Genomic DNA, 20,194 nt, shown 5'->3' on the forward strand with positions numbered 1-20,194 from the left:
CAAACGGTAAAAATTTGGATTTTGTGCCTCAGAGGCCCTGAGAATCCGGGAAAGTTGACCCTTGTCAAACCCAGGATGGCGATCGGTGCGTGGAGGTTTGTGTCACTCAAAAACCTGACTAAAATCTTCAGCTATATACTTTACTCTTTTTGTCATGTTTTGTATGCCTCTCTGGACAGGCGCGCTTGGGCAGCCTTTTTGACGGATTCGGGAGTGACGGCAGCATGGCGAAGAAAAAAAAGCAGGCGTCGAGACAGTTAGCCGGCGAAAGTTCGCAGCGGGATAACGCTCTGAAATCCAACGCAGAAGTCCGCAGTTTTCTGTATGTCGGTGGCCGGGATTGCCAAGTTGCACACCTCAGACAGATCGCCAGCAATTTTGGTGCGGAACTAATTCACCATGATGGGGGTTTACGTGAAGCGGTTTCGCGTATCGACACGGTGCTCCCCTCCGTCGACTGCGTTTTCTGCCCGATCGACTGTATCAGTCACGATGCGTGTCTGCGCGTGAAGAGCGGTTGTAAGAAGTTCGGCAAGACTTTCATTCCGCTGCGAAACGGCTCGAAATCCAGTCTCGAGCGTGCACTGCAGACACTCAATGAAAGGAATACGGACGGATGAGCAGGGACGGTTTCGACAAGGGTGGCATAGGCTCGTTTCATGAGCTTGCACGTCAGCGCGGCGAGGGGCTCCTGCCGGAACTCGCCGAGGCAATGTTGCAACGCTCGCAGGAAATTGAAGTGATGAATTGTGAAATCATCACTTTGCCGGGCTTGCACGAACGTAAATCGGCTACCATGTACCACGCAGTCAACCGGGCTCCGGCCCTTGTCATAGACTTTCCCGCTCCCCGATGGCAGCGGAACGCCAACGCCAGGTCGTAGACGTTTCGTCCGTTGAATCATGCGGGAAAAAGAGGAACTTTCCGCATGAACGCTCAGCAACCTTTTGCGACAACGATCCTCAATGCAGTGCCGATCCTCCCCTCCCTTGATTTCAGTGAAACCCGCAATTTCTACGTCAACGAACTCGGCTTCGAAGATGTCGGTTATGACGGGCTCGACTACCTCGTCGTCCGCCGCGGCGGCATGGAGCTGCATTTCTGGCTCAGCGACGATCCGGTCCAATGCCACAACAGTTCCGTGTTCTTCCGTGCCACGGCTCCGGCGGAAATCTATTTGGACTTCTGCAGCCGGGGCATCGAAGCGATCCGTCCGGCCGATGATGCCGGCGAATGTGGCGGCGGTGTGCGCTTCCATATCCGCGACCCGCACGGAAATCTGCTGATGTTTGGCGGAGCGGGACCGGCAGCCAACAAGCATTAGAGTCTTTTCAAGCGTTTCCCGCGCCGTATTGCCGTTCCTGTGGAGCGTTAATTGCGGCGCGGCAAAGCTGCGGCTGCGGCCAGGATCAGCCAGGAGGCGATCAGCGTCAGGCCGCCCGTCGGAGCTGCCATCGGGAAGAGCCCCGAGCCGAACAAGTGGCGTGCCACGAGATCACCGGCAAACAGGGCCGTTCCGGTCGTCATGCCGAGGGCTGCGAGCGCCGAAAAGCGAAGACGGCCTGCGGCAAGCGACAGGGCGATCAGAGCCGGCGCATGGGCGAGGCAGATCGTCGAGGCCGGACGCAGGAGGGCTTCGCCGCCTGCATGGCTGGCCGCTGCCGCAAGGCCCACGCCAGCTGCGCCAATCAAACCCGCTGCCAGGGCCGCCCAGCGATTGGATGCCATCTCGGCCATCGGCTTACTCCTTGTTCTGCATGTGAAAGGCGAGCTTTTCGATCGGCGGCCAGATGATCTCCCGCAGTTTCGGATGCTCGACCGTCTCGTCAAGGGCGCGACGGAAACACAAAAGCCATTCGTCGCGCTCGATGGGACCGATCTCGGCAACGAAATGGCGGCGCCTCAGCATCGGGTGTCCGCGCTTCTGCATGTAGATCGGCGGTCCGCCGAGATAGCCGGTCAGATACTCGTAGAACTTCTCTTCGCTGCCGGAGAGATCCGGCGGATGCACGGCGCGGCAATGGGCGGCTTCCGGCAGTGTGTCCATCAGTTCGTAGAAGCGTCGCGTCAGCGCCTTGACGGTCGGATCGCCACCGATCGCTTCGTAGAGGGTGATTGTTTCTTCGCTCATGCTGTCGTCCTTGCGTGATGTCTTTTCGCGCTTTCAAAGCCTCAAGGCAACCGGCGGGCCGGCTCCGTGGCAATCGAGCGCAGTTCGGGTCCGCCCTGCAACAAAAGCAGAGGACAGCTGGGTCTCGGCATGCCATAAGGGCGCCGATTTCCAGCAGGCGCCTTGTCCATGATCCGTATCGAAAACATCTCCAAGCAGCTCAGCCACCGCATCCTCTTCATCGAGGCATCGGCCGCCCTCAATCGTGGCGAAAAGATCGGCCTTGTCGGCCCGAACGGTGCAGGCAAGACCTCGCTCTTCCGGATGATCATTGGTCACGAGCAGCCGGACGAGGGGCAGGTCTCTGTCGATAAGGGTGTGACGATCGGCTATTTCAGCCAGGATGTCGGCGAAATGTCCGGCCGCTCGGCCGTGGCCGAGGTGATGGACGGGGCAGGGCCGGTGAGCGAGGTTGCCGCTGAGCTGCGCGAACTCGAAGCCGCCATGGTCGATCCTGACAGAATGGACGAGATGGACGCGATCATCGAGCGCTATGGCGAGGTGCAGGCGCGTTACGAGGAGCTCGACGGCTATGGCCTGGAGGGCCGGGCGCGCGAGGTTCTGGCCGGTCTCTCCTTCTCCGAAAGCATGATGGATGGCGATGTCGGCGCTCTCTCGGGTGGCTGGAAGATGCGCGTGGCGCTCGCCCGCATCCTGCTGATGCGACCCGACGTGATGCTGCTCGACGAACCATCGAACCATCTCGATCTCGAGAGCCTGATCTGGCTCGAGCAGTTCCTGAAAGGTTATGACGGTGCGCTTCTGATGACCTCGCATGACCGCGAGTTCATGAACCGCATCGTCACCAAGATCATCGAGATCGATGCCGGCCAGCTCAACAGCTACACCGGCGACTATGAATTCTACGAGGGCCAGCGAGCGCAGAACGAGAAGCAGCAGCAGGCGCAGTTCGAGCGGCAGCAGGCGATGCTCGCCAAGGAAATCAAGTTCATCGAGCGCTTCAAGGCGCGGGCATCGCACGCGTCCCAGGTGCAGAGCCGGGTGAAGAAGCTGGAAAAGATCGACCGCGTCGAGCCGCCGAAGCGCCGCCAGGTGGTCGCCTTCGAATTCCAGCCGGCGCCGCGTTCCGGCGAAGACGTGGTCAGCGTCAAGGGCGTCTCCAAGCGCTATGGCGACAAGGTCATCTATGACGGTTTCGACTTCATGGTCCGCCGCAAGGAGCGTTGGTGCATCATGGGCATTAACGGCGCCGGCAAGTCGACACTCTTGAAGCTGGTCGCAGGTGATTCGAAGCCGGACGAAGGTACGGTCTCCATCGGCGCCAGCGTCAAGATGGGCTATTTCGCCCAGCATGCGATGGATGTGCTCGATGGCGACATGACGATCTTCGAGATGCTGGAAACGAGCTTCCCGCGTGCTGGGCAGGCACCGCTTCGCGCACTCGCCGGCTGCTTCGGCTTTTCCGGCGATGACATCGACAAGCGGGTGCGGGTCCTCTCGGGCGGTGAGAAGGCGCGTCTTGTCATGGCGATGATGCTGTTCGACCCGCCGAACCTGCTGGTTCTCGACGAGCCGACCAACCACCTCGACCTCGACACCAAGGAAATGCTGATTAAGGCGCTGTCGCAGTTCGAAGGCACCATGCTCTTCGTCAGCCACGACCGCCATTTCCTCGCGGCATTGTCGAACCGCGTGCTCGAACTGACGCCCGAAGGTGTCTTCCAGTATGGCGGCGGCTACACTGAGTATGTCGAGCGCACAGGGCATGAGGCACCGGGCCTCAGAAGCTGAGGCCCGATGTAATGCCTTGGAGAGTTACGCGCTGGTCGTGCTTCTCTCTGCGCGCAAGGCCGCAATTTCGGATCGCAGCGCCTGCATTTCCCGCAACAAGTCAGCATTGTCGACATGGAGCGTCTTCAGTTCGGCATCCGTGTCTGCGGTGCTTTGATCCTGCATGGCCGAGACGATGACACCGATGAAGAGGTTCAGCACGGAATAGGTGCTGAGCAGGATGAAGGGCACGAAGAACATCCAGGCATAGGGATGCACTTCCATTACCGGCCGGACAATGCCCATGGACCAGCTTTCCAGTGTCATGATCTGGAAGAGCGAATAGGTGGACGCGCCGAGGCTGCCGAACCAGTCGGGGAAGCTTGCGCCATAGAGCTTGGTCGCCATGACTGCGGAGACATAGAACAGCATAAACAGCAGCACGATGATCGAGCCCATGCCCGGCAGTGCTGCGATCAGGCCACCGATGACCCGGCGCAGCGACGGCACGACCGAGATCAGGCGCAGAAGACGCAGGATGCGCAGGGCACGCAGCACCTGGAACGGGCCCGTTGCCGGAATGAGCGCAATCGCGACGATCGCGAAATCGAAAATGCTCCAAGGGTCGCGGAAGAAGGAAAGCCGATACGTGTATAGACGCGCAATGATTTCGATGACGAAAATCGAGAGAATGATGCGGTCAATCGCGAGCAGCAGCGGCCCGATGGCCTGCATGACTGTCGGAGAGGTCTCAAGCCCCAGGGTGACCGAGTTGATCAGGATGATGGTAATGATGAACCTCTCCCACTGGCCTGAGGAGAGGATCGTCTTCAGCTTGTCGCGCATGGTCTGGCTCCGGAGAAAAACTGCCAGACGAAAAGACGATGGAACAAGGCGCGTCAAGCGATTCCCCTGTTACGGGAGAACTGCTCACGCGCCTTTTTGGGGAAGACCGATGGCTGGCGTCTTTCTCAGGCCGAATGGCCGTTGAAGCTGGAATGCCACTTCCAGGCCGTGCGGATGATGTCGTCGATGCCCAGCTTCGGATCCCAACCGAGGACTTCGCGGGCAAGCGCATTGCTGGCGACGAGGCCCGGCGGGTCGCCCGGGCGGCGTTCGGTGCGCTTGACCGGCATCGGGCGGCCGGAGACCTTCTCGATAGCCGAAATGAGTTCCTTCACCGTCGTACCGTTGCCGGTGCCGAGGTTGATGGCGATCGTCTCGCCACCGTTCAAGAGATAATCGACGGCACGGACATGGGCGTCGGCGAGATCGTTGACGTGGATGTAGTCGCGGATGCAGGTGCCGTCGCGGGTGTCATAGTCTTCGCCGAAGATCGAGAAGAATTCGCGGCGTCCGAGCGCCGTCTCGATGGCGAGCGGAATGGCATGGGTCTCCGGTGAGTGCCACTCGCCGATGCGGCCTTCGAAGTCAGCGCCGGCGGCGTTGAAATAGCGCAGCATGACGGAGCGCATGCGGCCGCAGAGGTTCAAGTCGCCCAGCGCCTGTTCGACGATGTGCTTGGTGCGGCCGTAAGGGTTGATCGGCTTCTGGCCGTGCTTCTCGTCGAGCGGCAGATATTCCGGCGCCCCATAGGTGGCGCAGGTCGAGGAGAAGACGAAGTTGCGGATATCGGCTTCGCTGAGCGCTTGCAGGAGGCTGAGCGTGCCCGAGACGTTGACGTCGTAGAAGTGCTCCGGCTCCTTGAAGGACTGGCCGACCTCGATCAGACCGGCGAAATGCATGGCGGCCTTCGGCTGGTACTTGGCCAGCACTTCCTTCAGTCGCGCCTTATCCCTGATATCACCCTGTTCGGCCGGACCCCATTTGACGAATTCCGGATGGCCCGAGCTGAAGTTGTCATAGACGACGGGCAGATAGCCGCGCTCGGAGAGGGCGAGGCAGGTGTGCGAGCCGATATAGCCGGCGCCGCCGACGACGAGGATGGGTGTGGCAGTCATGGTCATTCTCTGATCAGAGCGGGGCGTGGACGAAGGCGGGCATCGCTGCCTGTTCCTTCGATTTCGTCAGGAAGAGGCGGGCGGTGTCGAGTGCTTCGCGGATCGTCACGTCCATGTCGAGGTAACGATAGGTCGCCAGGCGTCCGACGAAGGTGACGGACTTTTCCTCGTTGGCACGGGCGACGTAGTCGGCGAGCTGCGCCTTCTCCTCGACCAGGCGGATCGGGTAGTAGGGGATGTCGTTCTCGCCGCAGGCGCGGGAGAATTCTCGGTAGCAGACAGAGCCCTCGTGGCTTTCCCAGGGCGAGAAATGCTTGTGCTCGGTGATGCGGGTATAGGGCACCGACGCATCGCCGTAGTTCATCACCGCGCAGCCCTGATAGTCACCCTGATAGCTGAAGCGCTCGAAATCGAGCGTTCGGTAGCCGAGGCGGCCGAACTCATAGGCGAAATAGCCGTCGAGCGGGCCGGAATAGAAGAGGTGGGCATAGTCATGCGGCGCGCGCGGGTCGAAATGCTGGCCGAGCGTCACCTTGATCTTCGGGTGGTCGAAGATCTTTTCGATCATGTCGGTATAGCCGTTTTCCGGCATGCCCTGGAATTTGTGGAAGAAGTAGTTGTCGTCGTAGTTGAAGCGCACAGGCAGGCGCTTCAGGATCGAGGCCGGCAGGTCGGTCGGCGAGCAGCCCCACTGCTTTTCGGTATAGCCCTTGAAGAAGGCCTCGTAGAGGTCGCGTCCAACGAAGCGCAGCGCCTGTTCCTCGAAAGTCTGCGGATCGGTGATGGTCTTGTCGGCCTGTTCCTCGATGAAGGCACGGGCCTCGTCGGGGCGGAAGGTCTTGCCGAAGAACTGGTTGATCGTGTGCAGGTTGACCGGCAGCGAATAGACCTGGCCCTGGCTCGTGGTCTTCACCCGGTTCTTGTAAGGCAGGAAGGTCTGGTAGCTGTTGACGTAGTCCCAGACCTCAGCGTCATCCGTGTGGAAGATGTGCGGGCCATAGATATGCACCATGACGCCGGTGTCGGCGTCGCGCTCGGTGTGGCAGTTGCCGCCGATATGGGAACGGCTGTCGAAAACCTCGACCTCGAAGCCCGCTTCCGCCAGTTCACGCGCAATAACGGCGCCCGAGAGACCTGCGCCGACGATCCCGATTTTCTGACCCTGTGCCATGTGAGCATGTTCCTCGATTTCAGGGCGGGCGTGGTTCCAGCTAAAGCCTGCCGCGTCTCGCCGAATTGCTGAAAGACCGGCGGTTTTGCCGCCGGTCGATGGGTATGCCGTCAGACGGCGAGTTTTTCGCGCATCAGCGCATCATAGGCCGTGATCAGCCTGTTGACGTCGACGCCTTTTTCCTGCGGGCCGAAGCTCAGATGGCTGACGGTGAAGTCTGAGTAGATAGCCGTCGGGCGCTCCAGAAAGGCGGGGAGATCGACCGTCAGCATCTTCTCGTCGTCGCCTCTGGCGAGCGCCATGTGCTGAAGGTCGCTGCCGAGCCAGGCAATGAAGTTGATCGACTGGCGTTCCTGCCAATCAACGACCTTGGACGGCAGCGGGAATTCCTTCTTCGGCGAGGCCAGGAAGAAGTCGTGCAGGTTGTTCGCCTTGTTCGGATCCGTCCAGAGCGTCCCGCCGAAGCCGCCCGGGGGGCGCTCGAAATGACCAAGCGACTGAGGCAAGGCGCCGGAAACCTGCTGGAAGTAAGCGCAAACGCCATTGTTCACGACATTCGCCGAGGTCACGAAGTAATGCGGGTTCTTGCGGCGATGGTCGATGAAGCCCGAGAGCCCATCGAGATCGACATAGACGATGTCGTCATCACATTTGAGGAACAGAGCGTCTGCGAAGTCCGGCAACCGCTTGGCGTAATACTGGTAGCACTGGAAATACGGCATTTCGTCGCCGGGATTGCCGATGTAGCGCCGCACGGGTGCCACGGCGTCGGTCAATTCCAGACTGCCGCCCCAGCCGCCGCGGACCATGACATCCACGCCGGCGGAGAGGTTGACATCCGGCCACCGTCCGACCGTGATCCCGTTCACCATCAGATCCGGAATGCCGGCGCTGTCGATATTGAGGACCACGTCATTCACGCGACCTGAAGAGAGGACCCCGGGCGTCGAACGCAGCCATGCTGAGGGCACCTGCTTGCGGTCCGGATCGGTGAGCTGGGATCGCGACAGTCTTCGCAGCACCGACTGCTGATTGTTCCACCCACCGACGACGATCTCGATGAAATTGTTCGGATCGTCCTTCGGCAGGAGGGCGATGTGCAGATCATTGGTAATGCGCGCACTCATCCGGTGCGCCGCCGCCTTGTTCAAAGTGCCGCGATGCTGGTAGCCGACATTGTCACCCATATAGCGGACTGGGCCGAACTCGCGGGTGACCCAGGCATGGTCTGCTGCGGAACGGGTGAAATCCCAGATGTGCCATTCATCGATGAGGCCGTCGGCCATGGCCCTGCGGACATAGCTGTTCAGGATCTGCATGCGGGCTTCGCGGCCGGCGAAAGTGACGAGAATAACGGGTGCCATGAGGTCCTCTGGGCGATCGGCGGCGATTGGGAGACTTGTTGCGGGATCAGAGGCGCTTCAGCGCACCGATGCCGAGGAAGTTGCCGGACACGGACGTGTATTGCTGGGTGAACTCCCAGGCAAAGAAGTCCGACTCAGCCTGCTTCACATAGCTCCAGAATACCGACGTGCCGGGGCATGCCTGAGAGGCAACATCATGATGGACGATGATCTTGGCCGTCTTGCGGACAAGAAGGTGGTCAAACATCACGCCCTGCAGAGAATGGTCGCCATCAATGAAGACCATTTCGGGCTTCAGCATCGACATGTAGTCGATCACTTCCTGCGAGGTGGAGAAGTTCTTGATGTAGTGAACGGGCGTCGACGAAACTTCGATGTATTTCCGAACAAACGGTGTCGGCTCGATCGGATCGATGGCGAGAGAGAATTCGAGCGGTGCCCCGATCTTCTTCAGCCATTCATTGACAAGGATAAACGTGCCGCCCCAGCGGCAGCCGATCTCGGAGAAGGTGCGGATTTCGCGGGCATTGTGGGCCAGCCAAACCAGATAGCGGGACAGCTGGGAGGGATACTGCCACAGATGCAGACCCTTGCCGAAATATGGAGACAGTTCCGCCGGCTGCTGCTCCAGGTATTCGTTGTTCAGGCCGAGGCTCGGGATGAATTCCGTTTCGAGGAACTGGGTATCGTAGCACCTCGCGATCGGCAGCGCCTTGATCTTTGCGATCGTGTTCTCGACTTCGCCGACCAGCGTTTCGTAATGCTGATATTTTTCCTGCATATTCCCTGTATCCCCTGAATGTCAGCACTATGCGCTGCGTGAATTGATTTGATCGAAAAGAGTGGCGCCCATGACGTTGGGCGCAACCGGATTGCATAAAAGAAGGCTTTTAATTCGCCGGGCTGCCTGGTCTCAGCTTTTGTTTGCAGACCACAGACGCGTATCCGGCGTTACCGGATGGAACGCATCCCAGGCCGCGATCTTGTCGCTGTAGCGTTTGCGATAGGTGGCCTCGTCCTCGAATTCGACTTCGGCCGTCATCACTTCCGAGCCGATCTCGTAATACATGTCCATGTTGGACAGATCCGGGGTCGGCGTTTCGCCGCGTTCGCGTTCGCCCTGCATCTGCCAATAAAGCTCTTCCAGACGGCGGACGAGGCGCGGGATGTCGCGAAGCGCGCAAGTCTCGCGCTGGGCCTGCAGAGAGGCACGGATACGAGCGAGTTCCGCCTTGTCCTTCGCCAGTGTGACCGCCTTGCGGACATAATCGTCAGGTGTCGCGCAGATGAGCTCGGGAACGCCGGCCGACTTGACGATACTGCTGCAGAAACGAGAGGCGAAGCTTTTGCCGGGAACCGTCAGAACCGGCAGGCCCATGGTGATCGCATCGGATGCCGTCGAGTGAGCACCGTAAGGGAAGGTGTCGAGGAAGAGATCGGCGATGGCGATACGCGCCAGGTGGTTCGGGTTGGGTGCCTTGGGGGCGAAGTAGATGCGGGACGGATCAACACCGGCAGAGGTTGCGAGATCCCGCAGGCGCTGGTTGACGGCATCCGACGCGCCAAGAAGCCAGAGAATGCTGCCCGGGGTCGCGGTGAGGATTGCCATCCAGCGGGCGAAGACCGGAGCGGTGATTTTCTGCATGCCGTTGAAGCAGGCAAAGACAAATGCGTCTTCGGGCAGGCCAGCCTCTGCGCGTGTCGGGCGTGGCCCGATGACCCGCTTGCGGTCGACGGGTTGATTGCAGGGGATGTGGAGGACTTTTTCGGTGTAGTACAGTTCGTTGCCGGGCGGGATGATCTGCTCATCGGCAATAATATACTGGTGAACCGGACTTGCCATGGTCCCGGGGTAACCGCAGAAGTTCACGATGACCGGGGCAGGGCGGTAAGAGAAGATCTTGGTCCGGGCAAGCTTGGTGTAGCCGTTCACGTCGATCAGAACATCGATCTCGTCGGCCATGATCTGTCGGGCAGCATCGAGATCCGACATTGCGGCGATGTCGCGCCAGACATCTATGACGGCCTTCATACGGGTCTGGGTGGCATCATTGGTGCGCGGCTCGCCAATGTAATAGGCATAGACCTCGACGGACGACTTGTCGTGTAGTTCGAGCACCTCGCTCAATGCGAAACCGACGGCGTGGTCGCGCAGGTCGGAAGAGACATAGCCGATTCGCAGACGCTGACCGGTTCCAACCTTCTTGCGCGGAACGGGCTTGTTCAAATGAGCGGGATCCGGGCGTCCGGCGAGCGTCTTGAAGTAGCGATAGGCCTTGGCCATCTGGTAGATCGGATCGTCGGCATAGCAGGCAAGCGGCAGAGGCGAGATCGAATCGAGCATCTGGCGGCGTGTGACATATTCCGATGTCTGAACCACCGGCCACTTGCACTGGTGCTGGCGCACCGAAATCCAATGTTGACCGGCCTCAGGCTTATCAGGCCGCAGTTCAATGGCCTGCCAGAGCGCAGCCTCAGCATCTTCGTAGAGACCGGCGCCTTCCATGACACGGCCAATATGCTGCAGAGCCATCAGGCGATGCACCGACTTGTCGGGCGTGATTTCGGCCGTCGCATCGACGTAGCTGCGCCATTGCTGGATCGCGAGAGCGCCGAGACCGGCGTCCTCATAGTTGCGACCGAGATTGATGTGGGCCTGCCCCATCATCGGCGATGCCCTGAGGGCAGCCTTGAGGGCGTTGATCGCCCCAGCCGTGTCGCCAAGCTGTTTCAAGGTGACGGAGTAGTTGAACAAGGCCAGGTGCAACAACGGGCTCTGCTCGTTGAAGGCCGTCCAGACCTTATAAAGCTCTGCGGAGAACGAGGACTGCCCGGCGGCTCCCCATTGCTCCGCCAGCTTGAGAACATCCAAAAGGGAAAGCTTCTGGCGCCGCGCTTCATCCAGTGCGGTTGCGAGTTGAGCGGTCTGCTCCGGGGCAAATGCTGTATGTATCACCATCGACATCACATCTGTTGCTGACCAAGAGGGCCAAGTTTCGTTCCCGCACAACGGCGTTGGAAATACTCCTATTCGGCCTAGCTTGCTTTGGGCTTGCGTTAGGATGATCGTGAGGAGGTGTCGGTTCGTTGAAACAAGCTTGTTTCAATTGCGATGCCCAAGAACAGTCTCAAACGATACTCAATAATAAAAATGCATCTTCCATTTCCGTTCTTTTCCGTTAATACAAAATTAGAGGATGAGCCCTAATCATCTCTGTGAGAATCGTCCCATCCTGTGCGTGTGCTCATGGTGGATGGGGCTCGGAGTGTATCCGGATCGGGATGCGCTTCTTTGACGGTGTGGGAAGCAGACGTTTGGTCTGCAGCATGATGCCCTCTCCAACGCCAGGCTCGGTCGAGCCATGTTCCAGCCAAAAGATATTCGTCCGCAAGGACAGCGCATAAGGCCGGTATGTCCGGTCCGATTGCGTCAATCGGCCACCTAGGGCGCAGGATGTACCCGGGGTCGTGACGGAGAGGCACAAGGGGTGCCCCTGCGACCGGTGGCAAAAGGAATGTAACGGCCAACCGCAAACGTTAAAGGCGCGCGTCATATGACTTCGATTATCTCTTCTCTGACCACAACCCAGATCCGGTCGTTGTCCACGGCGTTGATCGCCGGCCTCAAGACTGCGGACGTTGCGGCGCTGACCACCACCCAGGTGGCAGCGCTCTCTTCGGTTCAGCTCAGCGCATTCGAGACGGAGGACTTCGATGTTCTCAGCACGGGCCAGCTCGGCGCCCTCTCGACGACGGCGGCCCGCGGACTGACGGTTGACCAGCTCGCTGTCATCGACAGCGCCAAGATGACGGCGCTCAGCAGCCGCTTCCTGAACTCCCTGACATCGACTCAGGTGACCGCATTCACTTCGGAGCAGTTTGATGCTCTGACGACATCTCAGCTGAACTCGCTTGGAAGCGCCGCTCTCGCTGGTCTCGACACCGACGACATGAGCACGCTGACCTCGACCGAGCTTGCCGCGCTCAGCACCCGCGCTCTTGCCGGGATCTCTACTGCCAATTTCGCGGTCTTGAACTCCGATCAGATTTCCGGTCTGACCTCTGGCCAGTTCGCTTCGCTTTCGACCACCGTGATCGCAAACCTGACGACCGATCAGGTCGTGGGTCTCACATCGGCCCAGCTTGGCGCAATGACCTCCAGCCAGGTTCGTGTCCTGACGACGGACGTGATCGCCGCCCTTACCAGCACTCAGGTTCCTGCGCTGACCACCCGATCCGTTGCCCTGCTGACCTCGGCACAGGTTGAAGCACTGACGACGGACCAGGTTAATGTCCTCACGACCGGCCAGATTGCCGCTCTCACCAGCGCTGCGGTTGCGGGTCTGGGCACCGATGATCTCGATGTCCTTGATTCTGCCGACGTGGCAGCCCTGCAGACCCGGACACTTGCTGCACTCTCCACTGCAGCCTTTGCATCGCTCGATTCGGCTCAGCTTGGTGGTCTGACCTCCGCCAAGATCGCTATCCTGACAACCGCACAGATCGCGGCCCTGAACTCTGACCAGGCCGACGGCCTGACGTCTGGCCAGCTCCTCGGCCTTACAACGGCTCAGGCCGCCGCATTGAGCAGCGAAACGCTTGCTTCGCTCTCGACTGATCAGGTCCCTGGCCTTTCGACCCGTGTAATCGCCACCCTGACCTCTGAAAAGGTTGCCGCGCTCTCCAGCGAACTGGTTGCAGCCTTCTCGACTGGCCAGATCAACGCACTTACGTCTGCCGCCGTTCGCGGTCTTGAGACCGAAGATGTCGGAACCTTCTCTTCCACCGAGCTTGCAGCCCTCAATTCCAGTGCTCTCGTAGCACTTTCGACTGCCAACATTGCTGCCCTGCTTTCGGACCAGCTGACAGCCCTCTCGACCGCACAGGTCGCGTCGCTGACGACCGCACAGGTCGCTGCCTTCATCAGTGACCAGCTCCCGGGCCTCAGCACCACGCAGGTCGCTGCCCTGACGTCCAGCCAGGTGGTCGCACTCGGAAATGACAACGTTGCTGCACTCAACACCGGGCAGGTCGCTGCGCTCAGCAGCCGTGCCGTTGGCGCGCTGACGACCGCACAGCTTGCTGCGATGTCCAGCGAGCAGATCGAAGCATTGTCGTCGGCCCAGATTGCTGCACTTTCTTCCAGCGATATCGCAGCCCTTGCGACCGAAGACCTCAATGCATTCTCGACCGATGAAATCGCGACCCTGAGCTCTGCTGCCTTTGCTGGCATCACCTCCGACAAGATCGGATCGCTGACGACCGATCGCGTTGCAGCAATCAGCACTCGTGCCATAGCAGGCCTGACCAGTGACCAGGTCGCTGGCCTGACTTCGGAACAGGTTGGTGCCCTCAGCACGACCCAGTTGAGCGCACTGACCTCGATGGCCGTCAGAACCCTCGCAACTGAGGACCTCACAGCTCTCGACTCGGCTGACATCGCTGCTCTGCAGTCCCGCTCGCTGGCGGCTATCACCACCGGCGCCTTTGCGACCCTGACGTCCGACCAGGTGATCGGTCTGACCACGGCGCAGCTCGCCGCCCTCTCCACCGCTCTGATCGGTTCGCTGACGAGCGATCAGGTTGATGGTCTGAATTCGGCGCAGATCGGCGTACTCTCGTCCGGTCAGGTTGCCGCTCTGACGACCGATGCCTTCGACTCCTTCGACAGCGTGCAGCTCGGCGCGATCAGCACCCGCTCGATCTCCTCTCTGACCTCGGCCCAGCTGAACGTACTCGACTCGGATCAGTTCAGCGGTCTGTCGACGGCTCAGCTTGCGAACCTGACCTCCGCTGCGATCCGCGGTCTGAACACCGACTCACTCGGTACGCTCAATTCCGCAGAGATCGCTGTACTTAGCTCTCGTGCCTTTGCGGCCCTGAGCACCGAGAACGTGGCTGCCCTTACGAGCGACCAGATTACCGGTCTCACGTCCGGCCAGCTTTCTTCTCTGTCCACTGCACAGGTCGCGGTCCTCGACAGTGATCAGCTCGACGGTCTGAGCACCGCATTGACCGCATTGCTCACCAGTGGGCAGGTCAATGCACTGACCACAGAGGCGCTTGCTTCGCTCTCCAGTGATCAGGTGATCGCGCTCAACACCCGCGTCATCGCCGCCCTGAGCTCGGCACAAGTGGCCGCCATGACGTCCGAGCAGATTGGTGCCCTGACCACCGGCCAGCTCGCCGCCCTGACGTCCGCCGCTGTTGCCGGTCTCGAAACCGAAGACGTCGACGCCTTCGCATCCACGGATCTCGCTGCGCTGTCCTCCCGTGCCATTGCCGCTCTGTCCACCGCGAACATCGAGGCCCTCGACAGCCTCCAGCTCAGCGGCTTGACGACGGCTCAGGTGACCGCTCTGACGACCGCACAGGTGGCAACGCTGATCAGCGATCAGTTCGATGGTCTGACTTCCGACCTGGTGGCCATGCTCTCCAGTGCGCAGATCAACGCGCTGACGTCGGATACGCTCTCCTCGATCGCAACTGATCTGGTCACCGCCATCAACACCCGTGCGGTCGCCGCTCTTGGCTCTGCCCAAGTGGCTGCAATGACGTCCGATCAGCTCGGGGCTCTGACGACCGGCCAGCTGGCTGTTCTGACGACCGCAGCGGTAGCGGGTCTGGAAACCGAAGATATCGATATCTTCACAACGTCCGATCTGGCTGCACTCTCCACCCGTGCAGTTGCCGCTCTGTCGACCGCCAATATTGCAGCGCTTGACTCCGATCAGCTTGCTGGTCTGACGACTGCGCAGGTTGCATCTCTGACGACGGCCCAGGTTTCGACCTTGATCAGCGACCAGATCGTCGGTCTGACCACTGTCCAGGCCGGTGTCCTGAGCTCTGCTCAGATCGTGGCTCTGACGACGGCAACCGTCGCAGCACTGACGACCGCGAGCGTCGGTTCGCTTGCAACCCGCGCCGTGTCCGCTCTGACCGCTGATCAGCTGACGGCGATGACGTCCGAGCAGATCGAAGCGCTCACCTCGACCCAGATCGCGACCTTGACATCGACCGATCTGGCCGCCCTGGCTTCGGAAGATATCGCGGCGTTCAGCACGGATGAAATCGCGATCATCGCCCCGGCTGCCATCACCGGCATCACGACCGAGGCCATGGCTGCTCTTGAAACCGGACAGGTGGCGGCAATCTCCACCCGTGCTGTTGCAAGCCTGACTTCGGCTCAGATTGCAGCACTGGAAAGCGATAAGGTCGCAGCCCTGACGACGGAGCAGCTCTCGCAGCTCAGCTCTGCTGCGGTGGCCGGCCTGTCTACAGAGGATGTTGGCACCTTCGACTCGGTTGACATTGCGGCTCTGCAGAGCCGTGTGGTCGCTGCGCTGAGCACTGAAAACATCGCTGCACTGACGTCTGCCCAGACTGTCGGGTTGACGACCGGCCAGCTCGCTGCCTTGTCCACCGCGCAGGTGGCTGCTGTGACCTCTGATGCGATTGTCGGCCTCACCAGCGCCCAGCTCGCTGTCCTTAACTCCGTACAGGTCGCCGCTCTGACGACCGATACGCTGGCAGCGATCACGTCGACACAGCTGCCTGGTTTGGCAACGAGCGGTATTGCCCTGCTGAGCTCCGCCCAGATCGGTGCAATGACGTCGAGCCAGTTCGACTTCCTGACGACGGCTCAGATCGCCGCCATCAGCTCGGCTGGTATCGCTGGTCTGGAAACAGAGGATGTCGCGACCTTCGCTCCGACGGATCTGGCGGCCATCAACACCCGCGCCCTGGCCCAGCTGTCCACCGCCAACTTTGCGGCTCTGGACTCGGTGCAGCTTGCTGGTCTGACGACGGCCCAGGTTGCCGCCATCACCACGGCTCAGATCGGAGTGCTCACCAGCGAAGATATCGATGGCATCACGACCCTCGCTATCAACGCCTTGAGCTCGGCACAGCTCGCAGCCTTCTCGACCGAGAACCTCGCATCGTTCTCGACCGAGCAGATTGCTGCGCTGAAGACCAGCGTGTTCTCGTCGCTGAACTCTGATCAGGTACGAGCACTCACCACCGATCAGATCGATGCCCTGACGAGCGCGCAGTTCGCACTGCTCACCTCTGCAGCCATCGCTGGTCTCGAAACCGAGGACATGGCAACCTTCACCTCGACCGAGCTCGCAACACTGAGCACCCGGACGATTGCAGCCCTGTCGACGGCGAACTTCGCTGAACTGACCTCCACCCAGTTGGTGGGTTTGACGACCGCCCAGGTAGCGGCTCTGACGACGGCTCAGGTCGCTGCGATGGACTCCGAGCAGGTCGGCGGTCTGACGACGGCCCAGGTCGCGGTCCTGACCACGGCACAGGCACAGAACCTGTCGACGGATGGTCTGTCAGGTCTGACGAGCGGTCAGATCACCAACCTGACAACCCGTGTGGTCAGTGCCCTGACGACGGCTCAGCTGGTGGCGTTGACCTCCGACCAGGTTGAAGCCCTGACCTCCACGCAGGTCGGTGCCCTGAACTCGGCAGCAATCGCCGCTCTGGAAGGTGAGGATCTCCTGGCCTTCTCGACGGAAGACATCGCCGCGATCACCACCACTGCCCTGGCTGGCTTGTCCACGGATGACATCAGCAGCCTGGAATCTGATCAAATCTTGGCCTTCACCTCGACTCAGATCCCGGCCTTGAACTCGGAACAGACTAACGCCTGGCTGGCAGCCTACCTGGCGATCTAAGGAGCGAGGCGCGACCAGCGCCTCCTTCCGAAACTTTGGACACGAAGAGCCCTGCCGGCATCCGGCAGGGCTCTTTGCATTGGAAGCAGCCGTGCCGGTGTGCGTAGGTTGGTGCCGGGGCGTTATCCCGGGTTATGGGTCCCCGATAAGGTTTGCCATGAGGCAGATGGATTGCCCGGCGGGGGAGGGGGCATACGAAAGGCCCACAGAATACCGGGGCACTCAGTGCAGCCCTGTCTCGCTTCACTTGCGCGTGCGCCAAAGCAAAACCCCGCCAACGCTTTCGGTTGGCGGGGTCCTTAGATTGGGCCTTGCTAAGCTCTTAAGGCTGGAGCGCTCTCAGGTTCGTACTTTGGCTGCATCACGGGCCAAAGCCTCTGCAGTCGCTGTCCGCCGGTACCATACTGTGATCATCGAAGAGGTAATGACGATGAACAGACTGTAGAGGATCGGGATGAACAGGACCTCCTGCTGCTGCGTGCCTGTGAAGGTCAGTGTCACGATGAGGGCGGCGAGTGGCCCATTCTGGATGCCTGTTTCCAGACTGATCGTGCGTGAGCGATTCGAATCCTGGCGCAAGGCGCGTGCAAGCCAATAGCCGAGCAGCATGCCGAACAGTCCGATGCCGACGGCCGCGATGTAGACGGCGAATGGCGTATCCAGCAGCATCTGATAATTGCGCGGTACCCAGGAGCCGATCAGGAACAGGATGACGAACACGCCGAGCAGTGAGCCCAGCATTTCGATCGAGGCGCCGACATTGGCGTTGAGCTTGCGGATGACCATTCCGAGCGCAGTCGGCACGATCAGGACGACAAGCACCTGGGCAACATTGCTGGCGGGGATGACATAGTCGCCCCGGAGGCCGGCGAGGCCGCTGTAGAAGCTGATCAGCAGGGGCACGGTTACCACGGCCACCAATGTGGAGACTGTGGTCATCATGATCGAAAGCGCCAGAACGCCCTTGGAGAAATAGGTAAAGATATTGCTGGTGGTGCCGCCCGGCATGCAGGCAATCAGAATCAGTCCCGCAGCCATACCAGCGGGCAGGCCGAGAATTACGGCCAGGGCATATCCAAGGAAGGGCATGATCATGTACTGGCTCAAAAGCCCGACCAGGATTCCCTTGGGCTTGCGAAAGGCGATGAAGAAGTCTCGCCATGTCATGGAGGCGCCCATGCCCAGCATGATCACCATCATCATGATGCCGAGGAGTGTGGTTTCAAATTCCGTCAACATTGTCCGTCCCCTCGCTTATCGCTTGAACTCGTTTGCCACTTCGGCCTTCAGGTCCTTGCGCAGGATCTTGCCGATTGGCGTCTTAGGCAGGGCGTCACGGAAAACGACGGATTTCGGTACTTTGTAGTCGCTCAGCAGGGTCTTGCAGTGACTGCGGATATCGTCTTCGGTCAGGTCTCCTTCGAAATCCGGATTCCGGACCACATAGGCCCGCACGGCTTCACCCGTCTTCGCATCGGGGATCGCAACGACGGCCGCTTCCAGGACGGCGTCCATCTTGGCCAGCGCATCCTCCACCTCGTTCGGGTAGACATTGAAGCCCGAGACCAGCACCAGATCCTTCTTGCGATCGACGATCTTCAGATAGCCATCGGCATCCATCACCGCGATGTCGCCAGTCGCGAACCAGCCGTTCTGCAGCGAAGAAGCTGTTTCATCCGGGCGTTGCCAATAACCCTGCATGACCTGTGCGCCGCGCACGGTCAGTTCACCCGGTTCTCCCGTCGGGACCGGTTTGCCGTCGCCGTCGACGAGAATGACGTCGCATCCTGGGACAGGGATGCCGATACTGCCGGGCCGGCCCCGGTCATCGAACGGGTTGAAGCTGACCAGCGGCGAGGTTTCGCTGAGGCCATAGCCTTCACCGATCGGGGTGCCCGTCATGACGCGCCAGCGCGTGGCAACCGCTTCATGCAGGGCGGTGCCGCCCGCGATCGCTGCCTTCAGCTTTTTCGGCGGATAGGCGGTGAACCATTCCTCGTTCATCAACCCATTGAACAGCGTGTTGACGCCCGTGACCCAGGTGATCGGATAGTTTTCGATCGCCCGCTGCAGATTTTGGACCGGCCGCGGCGAGGGGATCAGAATGTTGCGGGCGCCGAGCTCGAAGAAGGTCATCAGGTTCGCTGTGAAGGCGAAGATATGGTAAAGCGGCAATGCGGTGAGCACCATATCTTCCCGCGCCATGACGCTCCCGGCGACAGCGCGGACCTGGTCAAGATTGGTCAGGATATTGCCATGGGTCAGCATGGCCCCCTTGGCAACGCCTGTCGTGCCGCCCGTGTATTGCAGCATGGCGAGGTCGTCGGGACCGGAGGCAGCCCACATGGATTTGACGTCAGCCTTGTGCGCGCGGCCCTTGGCGAGGGCCTCCTTGATCCGGATCACCGGCACGGCGAGGGCAGGGACCGTCGGCAATGTCTTGGCCCAGACCTTCTGAACGCCGCGGATGATGATCTCCGGAATTTTCGGGAAGAATTCGGGAATGCCAGCCAGCACCACGCTCTTGATGCCTGTCTTCGGCACGACTTCGCTCAGCTTGTCGGCGAACATATCGACGATGACGAGCGCCTTGGCACCCGAATCGTTGAACTGATGGATCATCTCGCTCGGCGTGTAGAGCGGGTTGGTGTTGACGAGAACGCAGCCCGCCTTGAAGACGCCGAAGGCGACGACGGGATAAGGCAGACCGTTCGGCAGCTGGACGGCTACCCGGTCACCCGGCCGCAATCCGCATTCGTGATGCAGGAATGCGGCGAAGGCATCCGACATTTCACCGATTTCGGCATAGGTCAAACTGCCATTCATGCCGTTCGGCACGACGCAGGTGAAGGCCTTGCGCGGACCGTTGGCCGCACAGGACTGGTCCACCAGATCGGCGATGCTTCTGTAGCGAAGCGCGCCCAGCTCCTGCGGGATGTTCGTGCCGTAAGACGCCAGCCACGGTCGTGGCGGCGTGAAAATGTGTTCCATATCAACTCCCCCCAGGGCGCTCTTCGGCGCTTCACTGATCTGCGAACCGCATGCCGTCGCGATCCGGTTCCTCCTGAACGTCTGGAAGATGAATTTGTCTTTCGTCAAAGTCCAGC

At 60.4% G+C, this 20,194-nt stretch carries 15 protein-coding genes; 5 read left to right on the forward strand and 10 right to left on the reverse strand.

The window, feature by feature from the left end:
• Positions 1 to 224 precede the first annotated feature (224 nt).
• The 3 genes from AC1PUL_RS03245 to AC1PUL_RS03255 are packed head-to-tail and all read left to right on the forward strand — an operon-like array spanning position 225 to position 1,324.
• Positions 225 to 620: a DUF2325 domain-containing protein gene (locus tag AC1PUL_RS03245; protein ID WP_480466603.1), complete on the forward strand. Its 396-nt coding sequence runs from the start codon at positions 225 to 227 to the stop codon at positions 618 to 620.
• Positions 617 to 883: a hypothetical protein gene (locus AC1PUL_RS03250; RefSeq protein WP_480466604.1), complete on the forward strand. Its 267-nt coding sequence runs from the start codon at positions 617 to 619 to the stop codon at positions 881 to 883. Before AC1PUL_RS03245 ends, AC1PUL_RS03250 begins: the two co-directional genes overlap by 4 nt.
• A gap of 45 nt (positions 884 to 928) precedes the next feature.
• Positions 929 to 1,324 (forward strand): VOC family protein, encoded by a 396-nt coding sequence (locus tag AC1PUL_RS03255; RefSeq protein WP_480466605.1) that lies wholly within the window; start codon positions 929 to 931, stop codon positions 1,322 to 1,324.
• Positions 1,325 to 1,371: 47 nt separating this feature from the next.
• On the opposite strand, the gene AC1PUL_RS03260 is transcribed toward AC1PUL_RS03255, so the two are convergent.
• Together AC1PUL_RS03260 and AC1PUL_RS03265 are read right to left on the reverse strand one after the other, a co-directional pair.
• Positions 1,372 to 1,737, reverse strand: coding sequence for a DUF423 domain-containing protein (locus tag AC1PUL_RS03260; RefSeq protein ID WP_480466606.1), 366 nt, complete (start codon positions 1,735 to 1,737; stop codon positions 1,372 to 1,374).
• A gap of 4 nt (positions 1,738 to 1,741) precedes the next feature.
• Entirely contained in the window at positions 1,742 to 2,131 is a 390-nt protein-coding gene (locus AC1PUL_RS03265; protein ID WP_480466607.1) for a globin domain-containing protein, read from the reverse strand.
• Between the two features lie 168 nt (positions 2,132 to 2,299).
• Between AC1PUL_RS03265 and AC1PUL_RS03270 the strand changes: the two genes are divergently transcribed.
• Positions 2,300 to 3,922 carry an ABC-F family ATP-binding cassette domain-containing protein gene (locus AC1PUL_RS03270; RefSeq protein WP_298462681.1) on the forward strand — a complete coding sequence of 541 codons (1,623 nt, stop codon included), beginning with the start codon at positions 2,300 to 2,302 and terminating at the stop codon, positions 3,920 to 3,922.
• 24 nt (positions 3,923 to 3,946) lie between these two features.
• Here AC1PUL_RS03270 and AC1PUL_RS03275 read toward each other — a convergent pair whose 3' ends face one another.
• The 6 genes from AC1PUL_RS03275 to AC1PUL_RS03300 form a co-directional block, all read right to left on the reverse strand.
• Complete coding sequence (locus AC1PUL_RS03275) at positions 3,947 to 4,747, reverse strand: ion transporter (protein ID WP_480466608.1); 801 nt, start codon at positions 4,745 to 4,747, stop codon at positions 3,947 to 3,949.
• Positions 4,748 to 4,872: 125 nt separating this feature from the next.
• Positions 4,873 to 5,862 carry a UDP-glucose 4-epimerase GalE gene (galE, locus tag AC1PUL_RS03280; RefSeq protein WP_480466609.1) on the reverse strand — a complete coding sequence of 330 codons (990 nt, stop codon included), beginning with the start codon at positions 5,860 to 5,862 and terminating at the stop codon, positions 4,873 to 4,875.
• Between the two features lie 13 nt (positions 5,863 to 5,875).
• Positions 5,876 to 7,033 (reverse strand): UDP-galactopyranose mutase, encoded by a 1,158-nt coding sequence (gene glf / locus AC1PUL_RS03285; protein WP_480466610.1) that lies wholly within the window; start codon positions 7,031 to 7,033, stop codon positions 5,876 to 5,878.
• Between the two features lie 110 nt (positions 7,034 to 7,143).
• Positions 7,144 to 8,397 (reverse strand): DUF6250 domain-containing protein, encoded by a 1,254-nt coding sequence (locus AC1PUL_RS03290; protein ID WP_480466611.1) that lies wholly within the window; start codon positions 8,395 to 8,397, stop codon positions 7,144 to 7,146.
• A 46-nt stretch (positions 8,398 to 8,443) separates the two neighbouring features.
• Entirely contained in the window at positions 8,444 to 9,178 is a 735-nt protein-coding gene (locus AC1PUL_RS03295; protein ID WP_480466612.1) for a hypothetical protein, read from the reverse strand.
• Between the two features lie 132 nt (positions 9,179 to 9,310).
• Positions 9,311 to 11,356 (reverse strand): O-linked N-acetylglucosamine transferase, SPINDLY family protein, encoded by a 2,046-nt coding sequence (locus tag AC1PUL_RS03300; RefSeq protein WP_480466613.1) that lies wholly within the window; start codon positions 11,354 to 11,356, stop codon positions 9,311 to 9,313.
• A 595-nt stretch (positions 11,357 to 11,951) separates the two neighbouring features.
• Between AC1PUL_RS03300 and AC1PUL_RS03305 the strand changes: the two genes are divergently transcribed.
• On the forward strand, positions 11,952 to 17,087 hold the full coding sequence (locus AC1PUL_RS03305; protein ID WP_480466614.1) for a beta strand repeat-containing protein: 5,136 nt from the start codon (positions 11,952 to 11,954) through the stop codon (positions 17,085 to 17,087).
• Positions 17,088 to 17,426: 339 nt separating this feature from the next.
• On the opposite strand, the gene AC1PUL_RS03310 is transcribed toward AC1PUL_RS03305, so the two are convergent.
• Positions 17,427 to 18,326, reverse strand: coding sequence for a bile acid:sodium symporter family protein (locus tag AC1PUL_RS03310; protein WP_480466615.1), 900 nt, complete (start codon positions 18,324 to 18,326; stop codon positions 17,427 to 17,429).
• 15 nt (positions 18,327 to 18,341) lie between these two features.
• Entirely contained in the window at positions 18,342 to 20,078 is a 1,737-nt protein-coding gene (locus AC1PUL_RS03315; RefSeq protein ID WP_480466616.1) for an AMP-binding protein, read from the reverse strand.
• Positions 20,079 to 20,194: the final 116 nt, after the last annotated feature.

Source organism: Rhizobium sp. P43, assembly GCF_056730705.1.